The 15,335-nt window shown below is 37.2% G+C and carries 11 protein-coding genes; 10 read left to right on the top strand and 1 reads right to left on the bottom strand.

Going from position 1 to position 15,335, the window contains the following annotated elements:
• The first annotated feature begins 11 nt into the window (after positions 1–11).
• From galB to fucP, 6 genes are all read left to right on the top strand, one after another.
• Positions 12–2,468 carry a beta-galactosidase GalB gene (gene galB, locus BM201_RS11430; RefSeq protein ID WP_092542739.1) on the top strand — a complete coding sequence of 819 codons (2,457 nt, stop codon included), beginning with the start codon at positions 12–14 and terminating at the stop codon, positions 2,466–2,468.
• Positions 2,469–2,479: 11 nt separating this feature from the next.
• Positions 2,480–3,490: a zinc-binding alcohol dehydrogenase family protein gene (locus BM201_RS11425; RefSeq protein WP_092542737.1), complete on the top strand. Its 1,011-nt coding sequence runs from the start codon at positions 2,480–2,482 to the stop codon at positions 3,488–3,490.
• Between the two features lie 140 nt (positions 3,491–3,630).
• Positions 3,631–3,846, top strand: a complete 216-nt coding sequence (locus BM201_RS18335) for an L-rhamnose mutarotase (RefSeq protein ID WP_317039145.1) — start codon at positions 3,631–3,633, stop codon at positions 3,844–3,846.
• A 2-nt stretch (positions 3,847–3,848) separates the two neighbouring features.
• Positions 3,849–4,676 (top strand): amidohydrolase family protein, encoded by an 828-nt coding sequence (locus BM201_RS11415; protein ID WP_092542735.1) that lies wholly within the window; start codon positions 3,849–3,851, stop codon positions 4,674–4,676.
• 2 nt (positions 4,677–4,678) lie between these two features.
• Entirely contained in the window at positions 4,679–5,467 is a 789-nt protein-coding gene (locus tag BM201_RS11410; protein ID WP_092542733.1) for an SDR family oxidoreductase, read from the top strand.
• Positions 5,468–5,472: 5 nt separating this feature from the next.
• A complete protein-coding gene (gene fucP / locus BM201_RS11405; protein ID WP_092542731.1) occupies positions 5,473–6,774 on the top strand; it encodes an L-fucose:H+ symporter permease in 1,302 nt (433 codons plus the stop codon).
• Here fucP and BM201_RS11400 read toward each other — a convergent pair.
• The gene (locus BM201_RS11400) at positions 6,771–7,820 is read right to left on the bottom strand and encodes a GntR family transcriptional regulator (protein ID WP_092542729.1); all 1,050 of its coding nucleotides are present in this window, start codon (positions 7,818–7,820) and stop codon (positions 6,771–6,773) included. The genes fucP and BM201_RS11400 overlap by 4 nt on opposite strands.
• A gap of 146 nt (positions 7,821–7,966) precedes the next feature.
• Between BM201_RS11400 and BM201_RS11395 the strand changes: the two genes are divergently transcribed.
• The 4 genes from BM201_RS11395 to BM201_RS11380 all read left to right on the top strand — a co-directional run bounded on the left by BM201_RS11395 (position 7,967) and on the right by BM201_RS11380 (position 14,875).
• A complete protein-coding gene (locus BM201_RS11395) occupies positions 7,967–10,063 on the top strand; it encodes a bifunctional aldolase/short-chain dehydrogenase (RefSeq protein ID WP_092542727.1) in 2,097 nt (698 codons plus the stop codon).
• Between the two features lie 302 nt (positions 10,064–10,365).
• On the top strand, positions 10,366–11,646 hold the full coding sequence (locus tag BM201_RS11390) for a sugar isomerase (protein WP_092542725.1): 1,281 nt from the start codon (positions 10,366–10,368) through the stop codon (positions 11,644–11,646).
• A gap of 435 nt (positions 11,647–12,081) precedes the next feature.
• Entirely contained in the window at positions 12,082–13,467 is a 1,386-nt protein-coding gene (locus tag BM201_RS11385; RefSeq protein WP_092542723.1) for an FGGY-family carbohydrate kinase, read from the top strand.
• A 256-nt stretch (positions 13,468–13,723) separates the two neighbouring features.
• Positions 13,724–14,875 (top strand): alpha-hydroxy acid oxidase, encoded by a 1,152-nt coding sequence (locus BM201_RS11380; RefSeq protein ID WP_092542721.1) that lies wholly within the window; start codon positions 13,724–13,726, stop codon positions 14,873–14,875.
• The last annotated feature ends 460 nt before the right edge of the window (positions 14,876–15,335 follow it).

Here is a 15,335-nt window from a genome sequence, read left to right as displayed (position 1 = left end):
CAAAAATAAAAATGAAACAGTATTATAAAAATGTTCAATTTAAAGAAGCAATTTATTGTCTGATACTCCTTTGCCTTTTTTCAGCCTGTGATGAAGAACAGGACACGAATGAAGTAGAGGGAAGAATTGTGCAAAATTTTAATGCCAACTGGAATTTCCAATTAGGAGAGCATCCGGAAGCAAAGAATGATTCCATAGATTTATCTAACTGGAGAAAACTAGATGTTCCGCATGATTGGAGTATTGAAGGAGAATTTAGCGAAGAGCATCCTACAAAACCTGAAGGTGGCGCATTACCGGCTGGGATTGGCTGGTATCGTAAGACTTTTGAGGTTCCAGAAGATTGGAATAATCGAAATGTATTTATTTCTTTTGATGGGATTTACCGGAATAGTGAAGTTTGGGTCAATGGAGAATATTTAGGCAAAAGGCCATTCGGCTATATTTCTTTTCAATACGATTTAACTCCATTTATCAAATTTGGGGAATCTAATGTTATTGCTGTTAAAGTGGATAATTTGGCACAACCTAACTCACGATGGTACACGGGTTCTGGAATTTACAGAAACGTACGTTTAATTGCCAAATCTAAGATTCATATTGATCATCGGGGGACTTTTGTAACTACACCATATGTTTCCAAAGATTCTGCAAAGGTTAATTTAAAGGTGAATATTAAAAGCAGCCTTACAGATACCCTTAAGGGCCTTAAGCTAAAAAGTGTGATTTTAGATAAGGATGGCATGGAGATAGCTGCTCACGCACAGGAGGTTCAAATGTCCGGTAAGGATTCGCTGGAAATTGCACAGAATTTCAGCATTTCCAATCCTAAACTATGGAGTCCGGAGAACCCATATCTATACACCATTAAAACTTCAATTCATCAGGACGGAAAGTTATTGGATCATACCGAAACTCCTTTGGGTATTCGAAAATTCCATTTTGATGCGAAAAAAGGATTTTTTCTGAATGGTGAATCAACAAAGATCAAAGGTGTTTGCCTGCATCATGATAATGGCGCTTTGGGTGCAGCCATAAATATTCATGCCCTCGAAAGAAAGCTGAAACTTCTGAAGGAAATGGGAACGAATGCCATACGTATGGCGCATAACCCACCTTCACCGGAGATGCTGGAGCTTACCGATAAAATGGGATTTATTGTTCAGGATGAAGCATTCGATGTCTGGAAAAAAGGAAAAGTAAATCAGGATTATCAGACAGATTGGGATGATTGGTATGAAAAGGATCTGAAAGCGATGTTGTATCGCGATAGAAATCATCCTTCCATAATGATGTGGAGTATAGGGAACGAAATTCGGGAGCAGTTCGATAGCACCGGTGTGGAGATGACAAAAGAACTAGTGGATATTGTAAAATCTGTTGATACTACTCGACCCGTAACCCTGGCTTTAACTGAAAATGTACCGGAAAAGAATTATATCTGGCAATCGGGAGCGCTGGATTTGCTCGGATTCAATTACAAACATGAAGCTTACGAAGATCTTCCAAATCGATTTCCCGATCAGAAATTTTTGTCTTCGGAAAGCGTTTCCGGGTTGATGACCCGCGGGCATTACGATATGCCTTCTAATGAACGCAGAAATTGGCCGCCTGCGCACAATGAAGAGTTTGATGGAAATGATGATTACACCGTTTCAGCGTATGATCAGGTTTCAGCTTACTGGGGTTCTACTCATGAAGAAACTTGGAAAACAGTGAAAAAACTGGATCATATGGCCGGAATGTTCGTATGGACGGGTTTCGACTATTTAGGAGAGCCTATTCCTTATCCATACCCGGCAAGAAGTTCTTATTTCGGAATTATTGACCTGGCCGGTTTTCCGAAGGATATTTATTACATGTACCAAAGTGAATGGAGCGACGAGGATGTGCTGCATATTTTCCCACACTGGAACTGGGGGAAAGGCGAAACTATTGATGTCTGGGCTTATTATAATAATGCCGATGAGGTGGAGCTATTTCTGAATGGAAAATCACTTGGTATTAAATCAAAAGAAGGCGATGACTTGCATATTTCCTGGAGCGTAGAATTTGAGCCGGGAACTCTAAAAGCAGTTTCCAGAAAAGATGGTCAAACAGTCTTGGAGAGAACAATTCAAACTGCCGGTGAACCGGCGAAAATTGAATTGAAAGCCGATAAAAAAGAGATGATTTCAGATAAAAATGACCTCGTATATGTCACGGTGAATATTACAGATAAAAATGGTGTGCTCGCTCCACGAGCAGATAATCTCTTAAAATTTGAAGTTTCCGGAGGAGGTAAAATAATTGGTGTCGATAATGGATATCAGGCAAGCCTGGAGTCTTTTAAAGGCAAAAAACGAAAAGCGTTTAACGGTAAATGCTTAGTGATCATTCAATCCAATGGAAAAAGTGAAATAGTTCAATTACGAGTAACTTCAGAAGGCCTGGAATCAGAAAATATAACAATTCAGATTAAGGATTAAAAAAGCTAAAAATGAAATATATTGTTTGTGAGGAGCCAAATAATTTTCAGTTAAAAGAAAAGGAAGCACCGCAAAAAAAAGAAGGAGAAGCTTTACTAAAAGTACATCGGGTAGGAATTTGCGGGACCGATCTGCATGCCTATGCCGGTAACCAGGCATTTTTCAAATATCCGAGGATTCTGGGGCATGAGCTTGCTGCTGAAATTCTTGAAATTGATGAAAATGAGCAGGGTTTAAAAAAAGGAGATCACGTGATCATCATGCCTTACGTAAGCTGCGGAAAATGTATCGCCTGCCGTAATGGTAAAACTAATTGTTGTGAAAATATTCAGGTGCTGGGAGTCCATACAGATGGTGGAATGCAGGAAATTATTTCTGTTAGAAATGATCTTTTAATTCCAGCCAACGGACTCGATTTTAATGAAATGGCTATTGTAGAACCTCTTGCAATTGGTGCACATGCTATTAGAAGAGCCGGCGTTAAACCGGGAGAAACTATCGTGGTTATTGGATGCGGGCCTATTGGTATAGGGCTTATGAAATTAGCTCAGATTTTTGGAGCGGAAGTGATTGCACTAGATACTAATAATAACCGCCTCGAGTATGCGAAAAATGATATTGGTGTTAAGAACACATTTAATGTCATGGAAAATCCTTTGGAAAAAATTGATGAAGTCACTAGTGGTGATCTGGCAACAGCAGTTTTTGATGCTACCGGGAATAAACGGGCTCTCGAGTCGGGAACAGATTATATGTCACACGGCGGGCGTTTTGTATTAGTTGGACTGTCCAAAGGAGAATTGACCTATGAACATCCAAAGATTCACGCGAAGGAAACTACACTTTTGTGCAGTCGGAATGCTACATTGGAAGATTTCCAGTTTGTAATTGATCATCTTAAAGAATTTCCAACAGCATCTTTTGTGACCCATCAAGTGCATTACAATAAAATGATTCAAAGTTTTGATTCTTGGTTAGATCCAAAAGCCGGTGTCATCAAAGCTATGGTAGAGTTTGATTAATTTCTAAGATGAAAAGATTCTGCTTTACCTGTGATTTAAAAGATGATCCTAGATTGATAAGTAAGTATAAATTTTACCATTTAAAAAAGAATGCATGGCCGGGGAGGTAATTGAAAGCATCAAGAATCCTGGAATTCTAGATATGCAGATTCTTAATCGATACCCGTTTATTTATGATTGTGGATGCTGAAGATCATTTCAGTCTTGAAAAGAAAGCTATAATGGATACTCAAAACAAAAAGGTACAGGAATGGGAAAGATTGATGGATACTTTTCAGCAAAAACCTGAATTTTCAAAAAATGGTGAAAAGTGGATTTTAATGAATAAAATTTTTGATTTATCTGAATACGAATAGTTATGATAATTGATACACATCAGCATTTTTGGAATTATGATCCTCAGAAACATGAATGGATCAATGATAAAATGCAGCGAATCCGGAAGGATTTTCTGCCTGAAGATTTGGATCCGATTTTGGAAAAAAATGGTGTGGATGGCTGTATTGCCGTTCAGGCAGACCAAACCGAAGCTGAAAATGATTTCCTTTTACAATTTTCCGAAAAGAATGATTTTATAAAGGGTATAATCGGTTGGGTAGATTTCTGTTCAAATAACATCGAGGAAAGACTCGAATACTACTCAGGTTTCGAAAAACTGAAGGGTTTTCGGCATGTTGTACAAGGTGAACCAGATCCTAATTTTTTACTTCGGAAAAAATTCTGTAACGGTATCGTAAAATTGGAACAGCTTGATTTTATTTATGAAATTTTGGTATTTCCACATCAATTGGGAACAGTTCTCGAGTTTGTTCGCAGATTTCCGAATCAGAAGTTTGTGATCGATCATATGGCCAAGCCTTATATTAAAGATGGTTATATGGATGGTTGGAAAACAATGATTACGAAAATAGCCAAATGTGACAATGTTTTTTGTAAACTTTCAGGAATTATCACCGAGGCAGATTATAAAAGTTGGAATTACGAACAGCTGGAGCCGTATATAGAAGTGGTTTTAAATTCTTTTGGATCCAACCGTTTGATGTTTGGATCTGACTGGCCAGTATGTTTGGTGGCGGGAGAATATAGTGAGGTGAAATCAGTTGCTGAAAAGGCAGTATCAAAATTTAGTGATTTTGAGAAGGAAGCTTTTTGGGGAGATAATGCAGTAAAATTTTATAATCTTTAAAAATGGATTTAAAATTAAAGGATAAGGTAGTATTGGTAACCGGTGGAGCCGGTATTGAAGGTAGTATTGGGCATACAATAGTTTTTGCCCTGGCAGAAGAGGGTGCTGTTCCAATTATTTTGGATAGGAATAAGCGTGGATTTGAATATGAAAAACAGCTTCAGGACTCGATACCAAATGCAAGATTTTTTCAAACTGACTTATCGAAACCTATGGAAATTAAGTCTTCCGTGGAAAAAATCAGTCAAAAATTTTCAGGGATTGATGTAATTATTAATAATGTGGGTGTGAATGATGGTGTTACATTGGAATCAAGTTTAGAGGAGTTTATCAGCTCTATACATTTAAATTTGATAAGTTACTACGCCACTGTGAAATATACTTTACCGTTACTAAAGAAGAACAAAGGCAATATCTTAAATATTGGTTCTAAGGTAGCTGTTACAGGTCAAGGAGGAACTTCTGGGTACGCAGCCTCTAAAGGAGGTGTATTAGGACTAACTAGGGAATGGGCAGTAGATTTAATTCAGTATCAAATTAGGTGCAACGCATTAATTATAGCAGAAAGTATGACTCCGGCATATCAAAATTGGTTGGATACTCTGGAAGATGGAGCTGAAAAAAGAAAATCTATCGAGGAAAAAATTCCGTTTGAAAACCGAATGACTTCGCCGCAAGAAATCGCCGATATGGCTATGTTTCTTATTTCAAAGAGATCGAGCCATACAACCGGTCAGTTTATCCATGTAGATGGAGGCTATGTTCATCTAGATCGTGCATTATTAAAATAATTACTATGAGCCAGGCATCCGTTGTATCTAAAAAAGTATTACTTCCATTTATTCTGGTTACTTCCTTATTCGCCCTTTGGGGTTTTGCGAATGATATTACAAATCCCATGGTTTCAGCATTTAAAAAAGTTCTAGAGCTAGACAATTTTAAGGCATCATTAGTACAATTAGCATTCTACGGTGGATATTTTACGATGGCTTTACCTGCAGCAATTTTTGTAAATCGTTATTCCTATAAGAAAGGAGTATTGCTGGGGCTCGCATTATATGCTCTAGGTGCTTTGCTTTTTTATCCAGCCGCATCTTATGAACAGTTTTATTTTTTCCTTGCCGCTTTATATATTTTGACCTTTGGATTGGCTTTCCTGGAAACAACAGCTAACCCGTATGTTTTATCAATGGGTGATCCCAAAACGGCAACAAGGAGGTTAAATCTTGCGCAAGCTTTTAATCCAATGGGTGCATTGGCAGGCTTAATAGTAGCTCAGAATTATATTCTTGCTGCTTTGCAAAGTGATGATATTACAGAAAGTGGAGCATTAATTTATGAAAACCTTGAAGAAGCTGAAAGAAATGCAATAAGAACAGCAGATCTAGCAGTTATAAGAGACCCTTATGTAATTTTGGGCTTTTTAGTGATAGTTTTTTTCTTAGTTATATTGTTTACAAAAATGCCACAAAATGAAAGTCAGGAGTCAAAATCTAAGATTGGAGAGTCTATTAAACGCTTATTTAAAAATCAAAAATTTGTGGTTGGAGTCATCGCACAAATGTTTTATGTAGGAGCACAAATAATGGTTTGGACTTATCTGTATCAATATGCAGAATCTATCGGGATAAGCAATACCTCTGCTGTTAATTATGGCATTGCAGCGCTTTTATTTTTTTTATTAGGACGGTGGATTGGCACTGGAATGATGAAGTTTATCGATTCTGGAAAGTTACTGATGTATTTTGCCGTCGGAGCTTCAATATGTACTCTTATAACTATATTTTTTCAGGGTAATATTGGACTGTATGCTTTAGTGGGAATATCATTATTCATGTCTATAATGTTTCCCACGATATATGGGGTAGCTTTAGATGGTTTAGATAAAGATGCTAAATTTGGAGCTGCTTTCTTGGTAATGGCAATTGTAGGTGGAGCGTTAATGCCCACTCTTCAGGGATTGATTTTAGACATTGGAGGAACTGGATATTCAGACGTATTAATTTTTGGAGTTCCAGAAATCAATTTTTCATTTATACTTCCGTTGATTTGTTTTCTAGTTGTTTTCTATTTTGGGAAAATGGTTACAAAATTCTAAACAGAATTGCGTTCAATATATTTAAAAACATTCTTAACTTTCTCTTTTTTATTTTTAAGTACCATATAGGCGGCAGATTCACCCATGGCCTTAAAATCGGTACTAATAACAGTTATACCTAATAATTCCTTTAAAGGTGTGTCATTATATGATATTACACCAATATCATTACCTAATTTTAAATTCTTTTCTCGAATTTGTTTAACTAGATTTACTAAATCACTTTCCTCGATAGTAATATATACATCTAGTTTCTGAAGCTCCATGTCATCGTATATCTCATCTAAAATTTCAAAATCAAAATTATTTTCGATGCAAAATTGTCTAAATCCATGCATTATTCTTTTAGGGTAAGGGAATACTGATTTTTGAGGATAAACCAATATTAATTTATCATATTTTTTAAGTTTTTGTAAACCTTCTTTCAAAGCTTCGTAAATGTCACTTCTGAAGTCTTGGTAAACACTACCGTAAATTCCTTTGATATTTGGTTTACCATTATCTAGCAAAATCAATTTGTCTTTGGGAATATTTTCTAGGGTAGTAATAACCTCTGAAGTGTAACTAGCATGATTCAGGTTGTTGTCTTTAAAATGAGGCATTATTACATAATAATCAAAGGCATTGATATTTTTTTCAATAGCTTTGACAAATAGAGATTCCTCACAATGATAAATATAGAGATTAACATGACCATTGACTCCTAATGCATTTACAAAGGAATTATAAATACGCATTTTATAAGAGCTGGGTTTATTAATTAAAAAGAACACATTTACCTTAGATATCAAATCATTTTTAGCAATGTAATATCCTTTACCTTTTACTGATATTATTACTTGTTGCTTTTTAAGTTGTCTGTATGCCTTTTCAACGGTATCTCTAGACAGGTAACAACTTTCACTTAACTCATTTATTGAAGGGATCTTTTGATCAACCTTTAAATTTCCCCTAGAAATATCATTAATTATTGAATCTACAATCTGTTTATATTTCGGTATTCGAGAATTTTCTCTTATTTTAACATCAATCGTTTTCGTTGACATAGGGTTTTACTGTTAGAGTTATTGATGTAAATGTAATTAATTTTAGATTATATATTTAATCTTTAGTGCTTAAGATAGCAGGGAACTACAGGATAGGCTTAGATGTTTATTAACATAAATTTGAGATAAACACATAATGATAAATCATGGAAAAAACTTTTCAGTACGTAGACTATCTCTGGGATGAAGCTAAAGCTGCCGAATTGGGTGACGATCAGGTAGCTTTGTTTTTATACCGATCAAATATATTAGGTGCCGATCTTAGAATCACTAATTATGGCGGTGGAAATACCAGCTGTAAAACCATCGAAAAAGATCCACTTACTAACGAAGATGTAGAAGTAATGTGGGTTAAAGGTTCTGGTGGTGATATTGGTACGTTGACTCGTAAAGGAATTGCCGGTTTATATACTGAACGCCTTAGAAACTTAAAAAATGTTTACGGTGGTTTAGAAGATGAAGACCGAATGGTAGGACTTTTTAATCACTGTATCTACGATCTGGATAGCAAAGCGCCTTCCATCGATACACCACTTCACGGATTATTACCTTTTAAACATATCGATCACCTTCACCCAGATGCGCTTATCGCGGTTGCGGCTGCAAAAGATAGCGAAAAGGTTACCAAAGAAATTTGGGGCGATACCATGGGTTGGGTTCCGTGGCAACGTCCTGGTTTCGATTTAGGGCTTCAGCTTGAAAGATGTTTAGAAGAAAATCCCGGAATTCGCGGAATCGTATTGGGTAGCCACGGTTTATTTACCTGGGGCGATACTTCTTACGATTGCTACGTAAATAGTCTGGAAGTTATCGAAATGGCTTCAGATTATATTGAAAAGAAAATCAAAGAAAACGGAGAAGTCTTTGGCGGACAAAAACTAAAATCTTTACCTGCGGAAGAACGTAAAGAAAAGGCTGCCGAGTTAATGCCGTTACTACGCGGACTGGCTTCTTCAGAAAATCAAATGATCGGTCATTTTACCGATAGTGACACCGTTTTACAATATATTAATAGTAATGATCTGGAGCGTTTGGCGCCAATGGGAACTTCCTGTCCAGATCATTTTTTACGTACTAAAATTCAGCCGCTCATCTTGACGTTAGATCCATCAGATGATGTGACTGATACGGAAGCTACACTGAAAAAATTAGAGCCTTCTTTTGAACAATATCGAGAAGAATATCGGCAATATTACGAAAATCACAAACACGCCAATAGTCCGGCGATGCGAGATCCTAATCCGGTGATCATCATTTATCCGGGTGTTGGGATGTTCAGTTTTGCAAAGAACAAACAAACTACTCGTGTAGCTAGTGAATTCTATGTAAATGCGATTAATGTGATGCGTGGAGCTGAAGCAATTACTGAATATACTTCCCTGCCAAGACAAGAGGCTTTTGATATCGAATATTGGTTATTAGAAGAGGCTAAATTACAACGTATGCCTGCGGAAAAACCACTTTCTCGCAAAGTAGCGATCGTAACCGGTGCTGCCGGCGGAATTGGAAAAGCTATTGCTGATAAATTGGTTGCTGAAGGTGCTAACGTAGTGCTAACCGATATTAGTCAGGAGAATTTAGATAAAGCTTTATCGACTTACAAACGTGACGAAGCTGCGATTGCACTTTGCGATGTAACCAAAGAAGAGTCGATAGAAAAGGCTTATAAAGAAGCGAATCTTGCCTTTGGTGGTGTAGATATCGTGGTGCATTCAGCAGGATTGGCAATTTCAAAATCTTTACCGGATACTTCGTTGAAAGATTGGGAACTGCTTCAAAATGTATTGGTGAAAGGTCAGTTTTTGATGGCGCAAAAAGGAGTTGAAATTATGCGCAAGCAAGGTCTAGGTGGTGATATCGTGAATATTGCCAGTAAAAACGGACTAGTTTCTGGCCCCAACAATGTTGGCTACGGAACTGCAAAAGCGGCACAACAACATATGACGCGTTTATTAGCTGCGGAATTAGGTAGCGATCATATTCGTGTGAATACCGTAAATCCAGACGGAGTTATCGTTGGAAGTAAAATTTGGGAAGGCGATTGGGCTGAAGGTCGAGCAAAAGCTCACGGAATTAAAGTTGAAGATCTTCCTGCGCATTACGCCAAAAGAAACTTATTAAATGAAATTATCTTACCAGAAGATATCGCTAACGGCGTATTCGCCTGCGTAGGCGTTCTGGACAAAAGCACCGGAAATACCATTAATGTAGATGGCGGTATGGCGAATGCTTTTGTGAGATAAAGTTTAGATATGAGTAATTAAATTAGATTTTAGAGAATAGATAAAGTGTAATTGAGTCAAGAAATAAGAAAGATTTAAAACGGCCTATCGAAAGCTTATCGTAAAATTTGAAGTGATAATGCCGTAAAATTTCAGGCTGTTTGAGCGATAGCGAGTTCCTGAAATTTAGGCATCGAACGATAAATTTAGATAAGTGTTCGTAAGCCTTGATTTTTTGGTTCGTTTTGTATCAAGACAAAATGAACAGATAAGATAGTCTAAATTCTAAAAGCGAAGCGATCTAAAATCTTAAAATAATAAAGATGAAAATAAATACTGATCAACTATCAGAATTCAATAAAAAGCAAAACGATTCATTCGAAAATGAAATCGATTACATTAAAAATAAGTTTGCTAAAAAAGGAATTTCGATAGATGAAATTATACAAAAATTAGCCGATTTTCAGGTGGCGATTCCAAGTTGGGCTTTAGGTGCCGGCGGAACGCGATTTGGTCGCTTTTCTTACGGAGGAGAACCGTCTTCTTTAGAACAAAAGTTAGATGATATTGGCATTTTACACGCGCTCACCAAAACGGCGGGTGCGGTGTCGTTGCATATTCCTTGGGATATTCCAGAAGATGTAAACGCGATCAAAGATATTGCTAAAAGTCACGATATCATTTTCGATGCGATGAATTCGAATACGTTTCAGGATCAACCTGATTCAAAAGAGAGCTATAAATTCGGTTCACTGAACAGCATCAATGAAGCTTCTCGTGAATATGCAATAGAACACAATAAAGAAGTAATTCGTATTGGAGAACAATTGGGGTCAAAAAGTTTAACCGTTTGGTTGGCAGATGGAGCTAGTTTTCCAGGACAGCTGAATTTTCAAAATGCGTTGCAAAACACCGAAAAAAGCCTAAAAGAAATCTACGCTTCAATGCCAGAAGACTGGAAGCTTTTTATCGAATATAAACCATACGAACCTAACTTTTATAGCACGACCATTCAGGATTGGGGAACATCATTTATGTTAGCCAATGCTTGTGGGAATCGCGCTTTCACTTTGGTCGATTTAGGGCATCATTTACCAAATACCAATATCGAGCAAATCGTAGCCACTTTAATGTATAAAGGCAAGTTAGGCGGATTCCATTTCAATGATAGTAAATACGGCGACGACGATTTAACGGTAGGTTCCATTAAGCCTTATGCCCTGTTCTTGATTTTTAATGAATTGGTCTACGGAATGGAAAACAATCCGCAAAATCCTTATCCGGCGTGGATGATCGACGCGAGTCATAATATCAAAGATCCGCTGGAAGATTTATTACAATCGCTGGAAGCTATTTTGATTGCTTACGCTCAGGCTTTACTAGTCGATCAAAAAGCATTAAAAGAAGCGCAACAAAATGATGATGTTACTAAATGTCAGGAAATTTTGCAGGATGCGTACAGAACAGATGTCCGCTCAATCGTAAAAGCAGCAAGAGCTAAAAGTGGCGCAGCGGTAAATCCTATTGAAGCCTATCGCGCATTCGATGTTCGTAAAACACTAATCGAAGCCCGCGGATTAAAAACGGTAGCAACGGGATTGTAGAAGTTAGAATTTAGATTTGAGAAATGAGATTTGAGATGTTAGAAAATAGAATATAGAGAATAGACTTAAGCTATTACAAATCATAAAGATTTAAAATGGCCTATCGAAAGCTTATCGTAAAATTTGAAGTGAAAATGCCGTTAAATTTTAGGCTGTTTGAGCGATAGCGAGTTCCTAAAATTTAGGCATCGAACGATAAATTTAGATAAGTGTTCGTAAGCCTTGATTTTTTGGTTCGTTTTGTATCAAGACAAAATGAACAGGTGAATTCAATAAAGTCCATTTTCTAAACTCTAAAAGCGAAGCGGTCTAAAATCTAAGAAACTGCGCGAGGGATTGAAGTGGAAATCCCGGATTGCGACCGTAGGAAGCAAACGGAATTGCAGCGTAAAGCCCGACCTGTAAGGTCGCGTCCCAAATAAGATTACAATTAAAATGAATAAAAAGAAAGTAACTGCTGTTTTTGATATTGGGAAAACCAACAAGAAATTTTTCCTGTTCGATAAGGATTATCAGGAGGTTTTTCGGGATTATACGCGTTTGCCGCTAACGGTAGATGAGGATGGTTATCCTACCGAAGATATTACGCTTTTAAGGCAGTGGATCAAAGATACATTTCATTCGATTTTAGAAAGTGAAGAATATGAAGTGAAGTCGATCAATTTTTCGACTTACGGAGCGAGTTTGGTGCATTTAGATCATCACGGAAATGTGTTGACGCCTTTATATAACTACACGAAACCGATTGAGAAGGAAATTACCGATGAATTTTATGCGAAATACGGCGGCGAATTAAAGATCGCCAAAGAGACCGCTTCACCACAATCGGGAATGCTAAATTCGGGATTACAGTTGTTTTGGCTGAAGAAAAAATACCCCGAGATTTTTAACAAAATCAAGTATTCGCTTCATCTTCCACAGTATTTATCGTTTTTATTTACGGGTATTCCGGTGAGCGAATATACCTCGATCGGTTGCCACACCAATTTGTGGGATTTCGATAAGGAAGATTATCACGAATGGGTTTATGCGGAAGGATTCGATCAATTATTCGGGCCAATTATTCCGACGGCGAGTAGTATTAACACCTCTTACAAAGGGAAAAAGATAAAAATTGGTGTGGGAATTCACGATAGTTCTTCGGCTTTGTTACCTTATATTTTAAGTAAGAAAAAGCCATTTTTATTGCTCTCTACCGGAACCTGGAGTATTTCATTGAATCCATTTAACGAAGAAAGCTTAGGAGAAGAAGATATTAGAAACAATTGCCTGAATTATCTACGTGTCGACGGGAAACGGGTAAAAGCTTCTCGTTTTTTTATGGGTAATGAATACCGAATTCAGGTCGAAAAACTCGGAGAATACTACGGAAAAGAATACGGGTATCACCGTGATGTAAAGTTTGATCAGGAGCTATATTTAAGACTGATTGAAAAACCTTCGATTTATTTCAAATTTGAAGGGATTTCGCTTCAAAGAAAAGAATTACACCAAACCGATTTGAAGCCTTTTCCAACTTTTGAAGAAGCCTATCATCAACTAATGATCGAGCTGATGGAACTACAGATTCACACCATTAGAAATGCAATAGGAAATTCACCTATTTATAAAATTTACATCGACGGTGGTTTTACCGATAATGATGTGTTTATGAAATTAATGGCACATCATTTTAGCGAATTTAAGGTATTATCGACGCATTCACCTTTAGGTTCAGCCTTAGGTGCGGCGATGGTGATTTCAAACAAAAAGGTAGATTCTAAATTTTTAAAAGAAAACTACCGAATGAAGAAGTTAGTTCCGCTACTGTTGACGAAGTAGTTTTTAAGTAGTGACAAGTTAGTATTGAGAGATTAGATGCTAGAAAATAGAGAATTAGACCAGTGATTAAAGAAACAAGAATCAGGAGGAATATTAAGCTAAAAATAAGCGTCATCCCGGACTTGATCCGGGATCTCATCTATTAAATACTGAATGAAGAAAATAAGAGAAAACTTAAAGCTGAATACATTCAATTTTAAGCTAAAAAATATTAACTGTTAACTAGTAACCGTAAACAGTAAACTAAAATAGACCTATGGCCTTTCCATTTAACACCGAATATCCGTCGATCGAATCGCTTCGTGAGCGTGCGCAAAAACGTATGCCGCGTTTTGCATTCGAATACCTGGACGGAGGCTGTAATGAGAATATCAATATCAAAAGAAATACCGATGAAATTAGGGAAATTCAGCTAAAACCTAGATACCTGAAAAACTACAGCAAATCGAGGTTAGAAACTGAATTGTTCGGTATAAAATATGATGCCCCTTTTGGGATTTCACCCATTGGTTTACAAGGTTTAATGTGGCCTAATGCGCCCGAAATCTTAGCCAAAGCATCATTGAAACATAACATTCCATTTGTTTTGAGTACGGTGACTTCCACAAGTATCGAACGTGCAAGCGAACTAACGGAAGGTCGCGCCTGGTTTCAGCTATATCACCCTACTGAAGATTGGTTACGTGACGATATTTTAAAACGTGCTGAAGCTGCTGAAGTTCCGGTTTTGGTGATTTTATGTGACGTTCCCACTTTTGGCTATCGTCCAAAAGAGATAAGAAACGGACTCGCAATGCCGCCGCAAATGAATTTCAGAAACGTATTGCAAGTAATGGGTAAACCTGCCTGGGCAATGGAAACCTTAAAGCGCGGTGCCCCAAATTTCGCGACAATGAAAAAATATATGGAGAAAGGAATGAGCATTAAACAGCTTGGCGCCTGGATGAATGCTACTTTTTCTGGAAGATTAAATGAAGAAAAAATTAAACCGCTTCGTGATCTTTGGAAAGGGAAATTGGTCTTAAAAGGAGTCGTTTCCGATGAAGATGCTGAAGAAGCGATTCGATTAGGTTTCGACGGAATTATCGTTTCCAATCACGGCGGAAGACAATTGGACGCAGGAGAATCGACTATAAAACCACTTTCGCATATTGCCGAAAAATATAAAGATCAAATTACGGTAATGATGGATAGCGGAATTCGTTCCGGTCCCGACATTGCTCGCGTTATGAGTAGCGGAGCCGATTTTAGCTTTTTAGGACGATCGTTTATGTATGGCGTTGGCGCTTTAGGCGATAAAGGCGGTGATCATACCATTGCAATGCTAAAAATGCAATTACAACAAGTTCTAGAGCAAGTCTGTTGCGAAAAAGTAACCGATTTACCGAAGTATTTAGTGAAGGAATGATTAGAGTTGAGATTTTAGATTTTAGAAAATAGAATATAGAGATTAGACTTGAAAGCTTAGAGATGAGAATAAAGAAATAAGGAAAAGCGTCATCCTGGTTCTGACCGTACGGCAGGCGGGCTTGTTTCAGGATCGCATATAGCTGAGAAGTTCAAAAAATTTCTTGTCAAGTACGTAGTGATAATTGAAAAACGTTGGAATTGACAAAGTGTTTGGTGTCCTACTTTTTAATTCCGTAGTAATTGTAGTAAAATAGCGCAGCGATGGCTGCGGAGCAAGGGATAAGTGAAACGGTTTCCCTTGCGCAGGATAAGCTATTTTGCTAACAATTCAAGGAAATAAAAATAAGACTAGACTTTTTTGCTACTTTTTTTGGTAATGAAAAAAAGTAGAGATTTTAAATGATAATATGAATATGGAATAGTTTGGAAGTTAAAAAAAAATCAACTAAATCGATTGA

Origin of the sequence: Zunongwangia mangrovi (assembly GCF_900112105.1) — a bacterium.
GTDB classification, from domain to species: domain Bacteria; phylum Bacteroidota; class Bacteroidia; order Flavobacteriales; family Flavobacteriaceae; genus Zunongwangia; species Zunongwangia mangrovi.
Note: the sequence above shows the minus strand (reverse complement) of the source record. Positions and strands in the feature narration are given on the sequence as shown.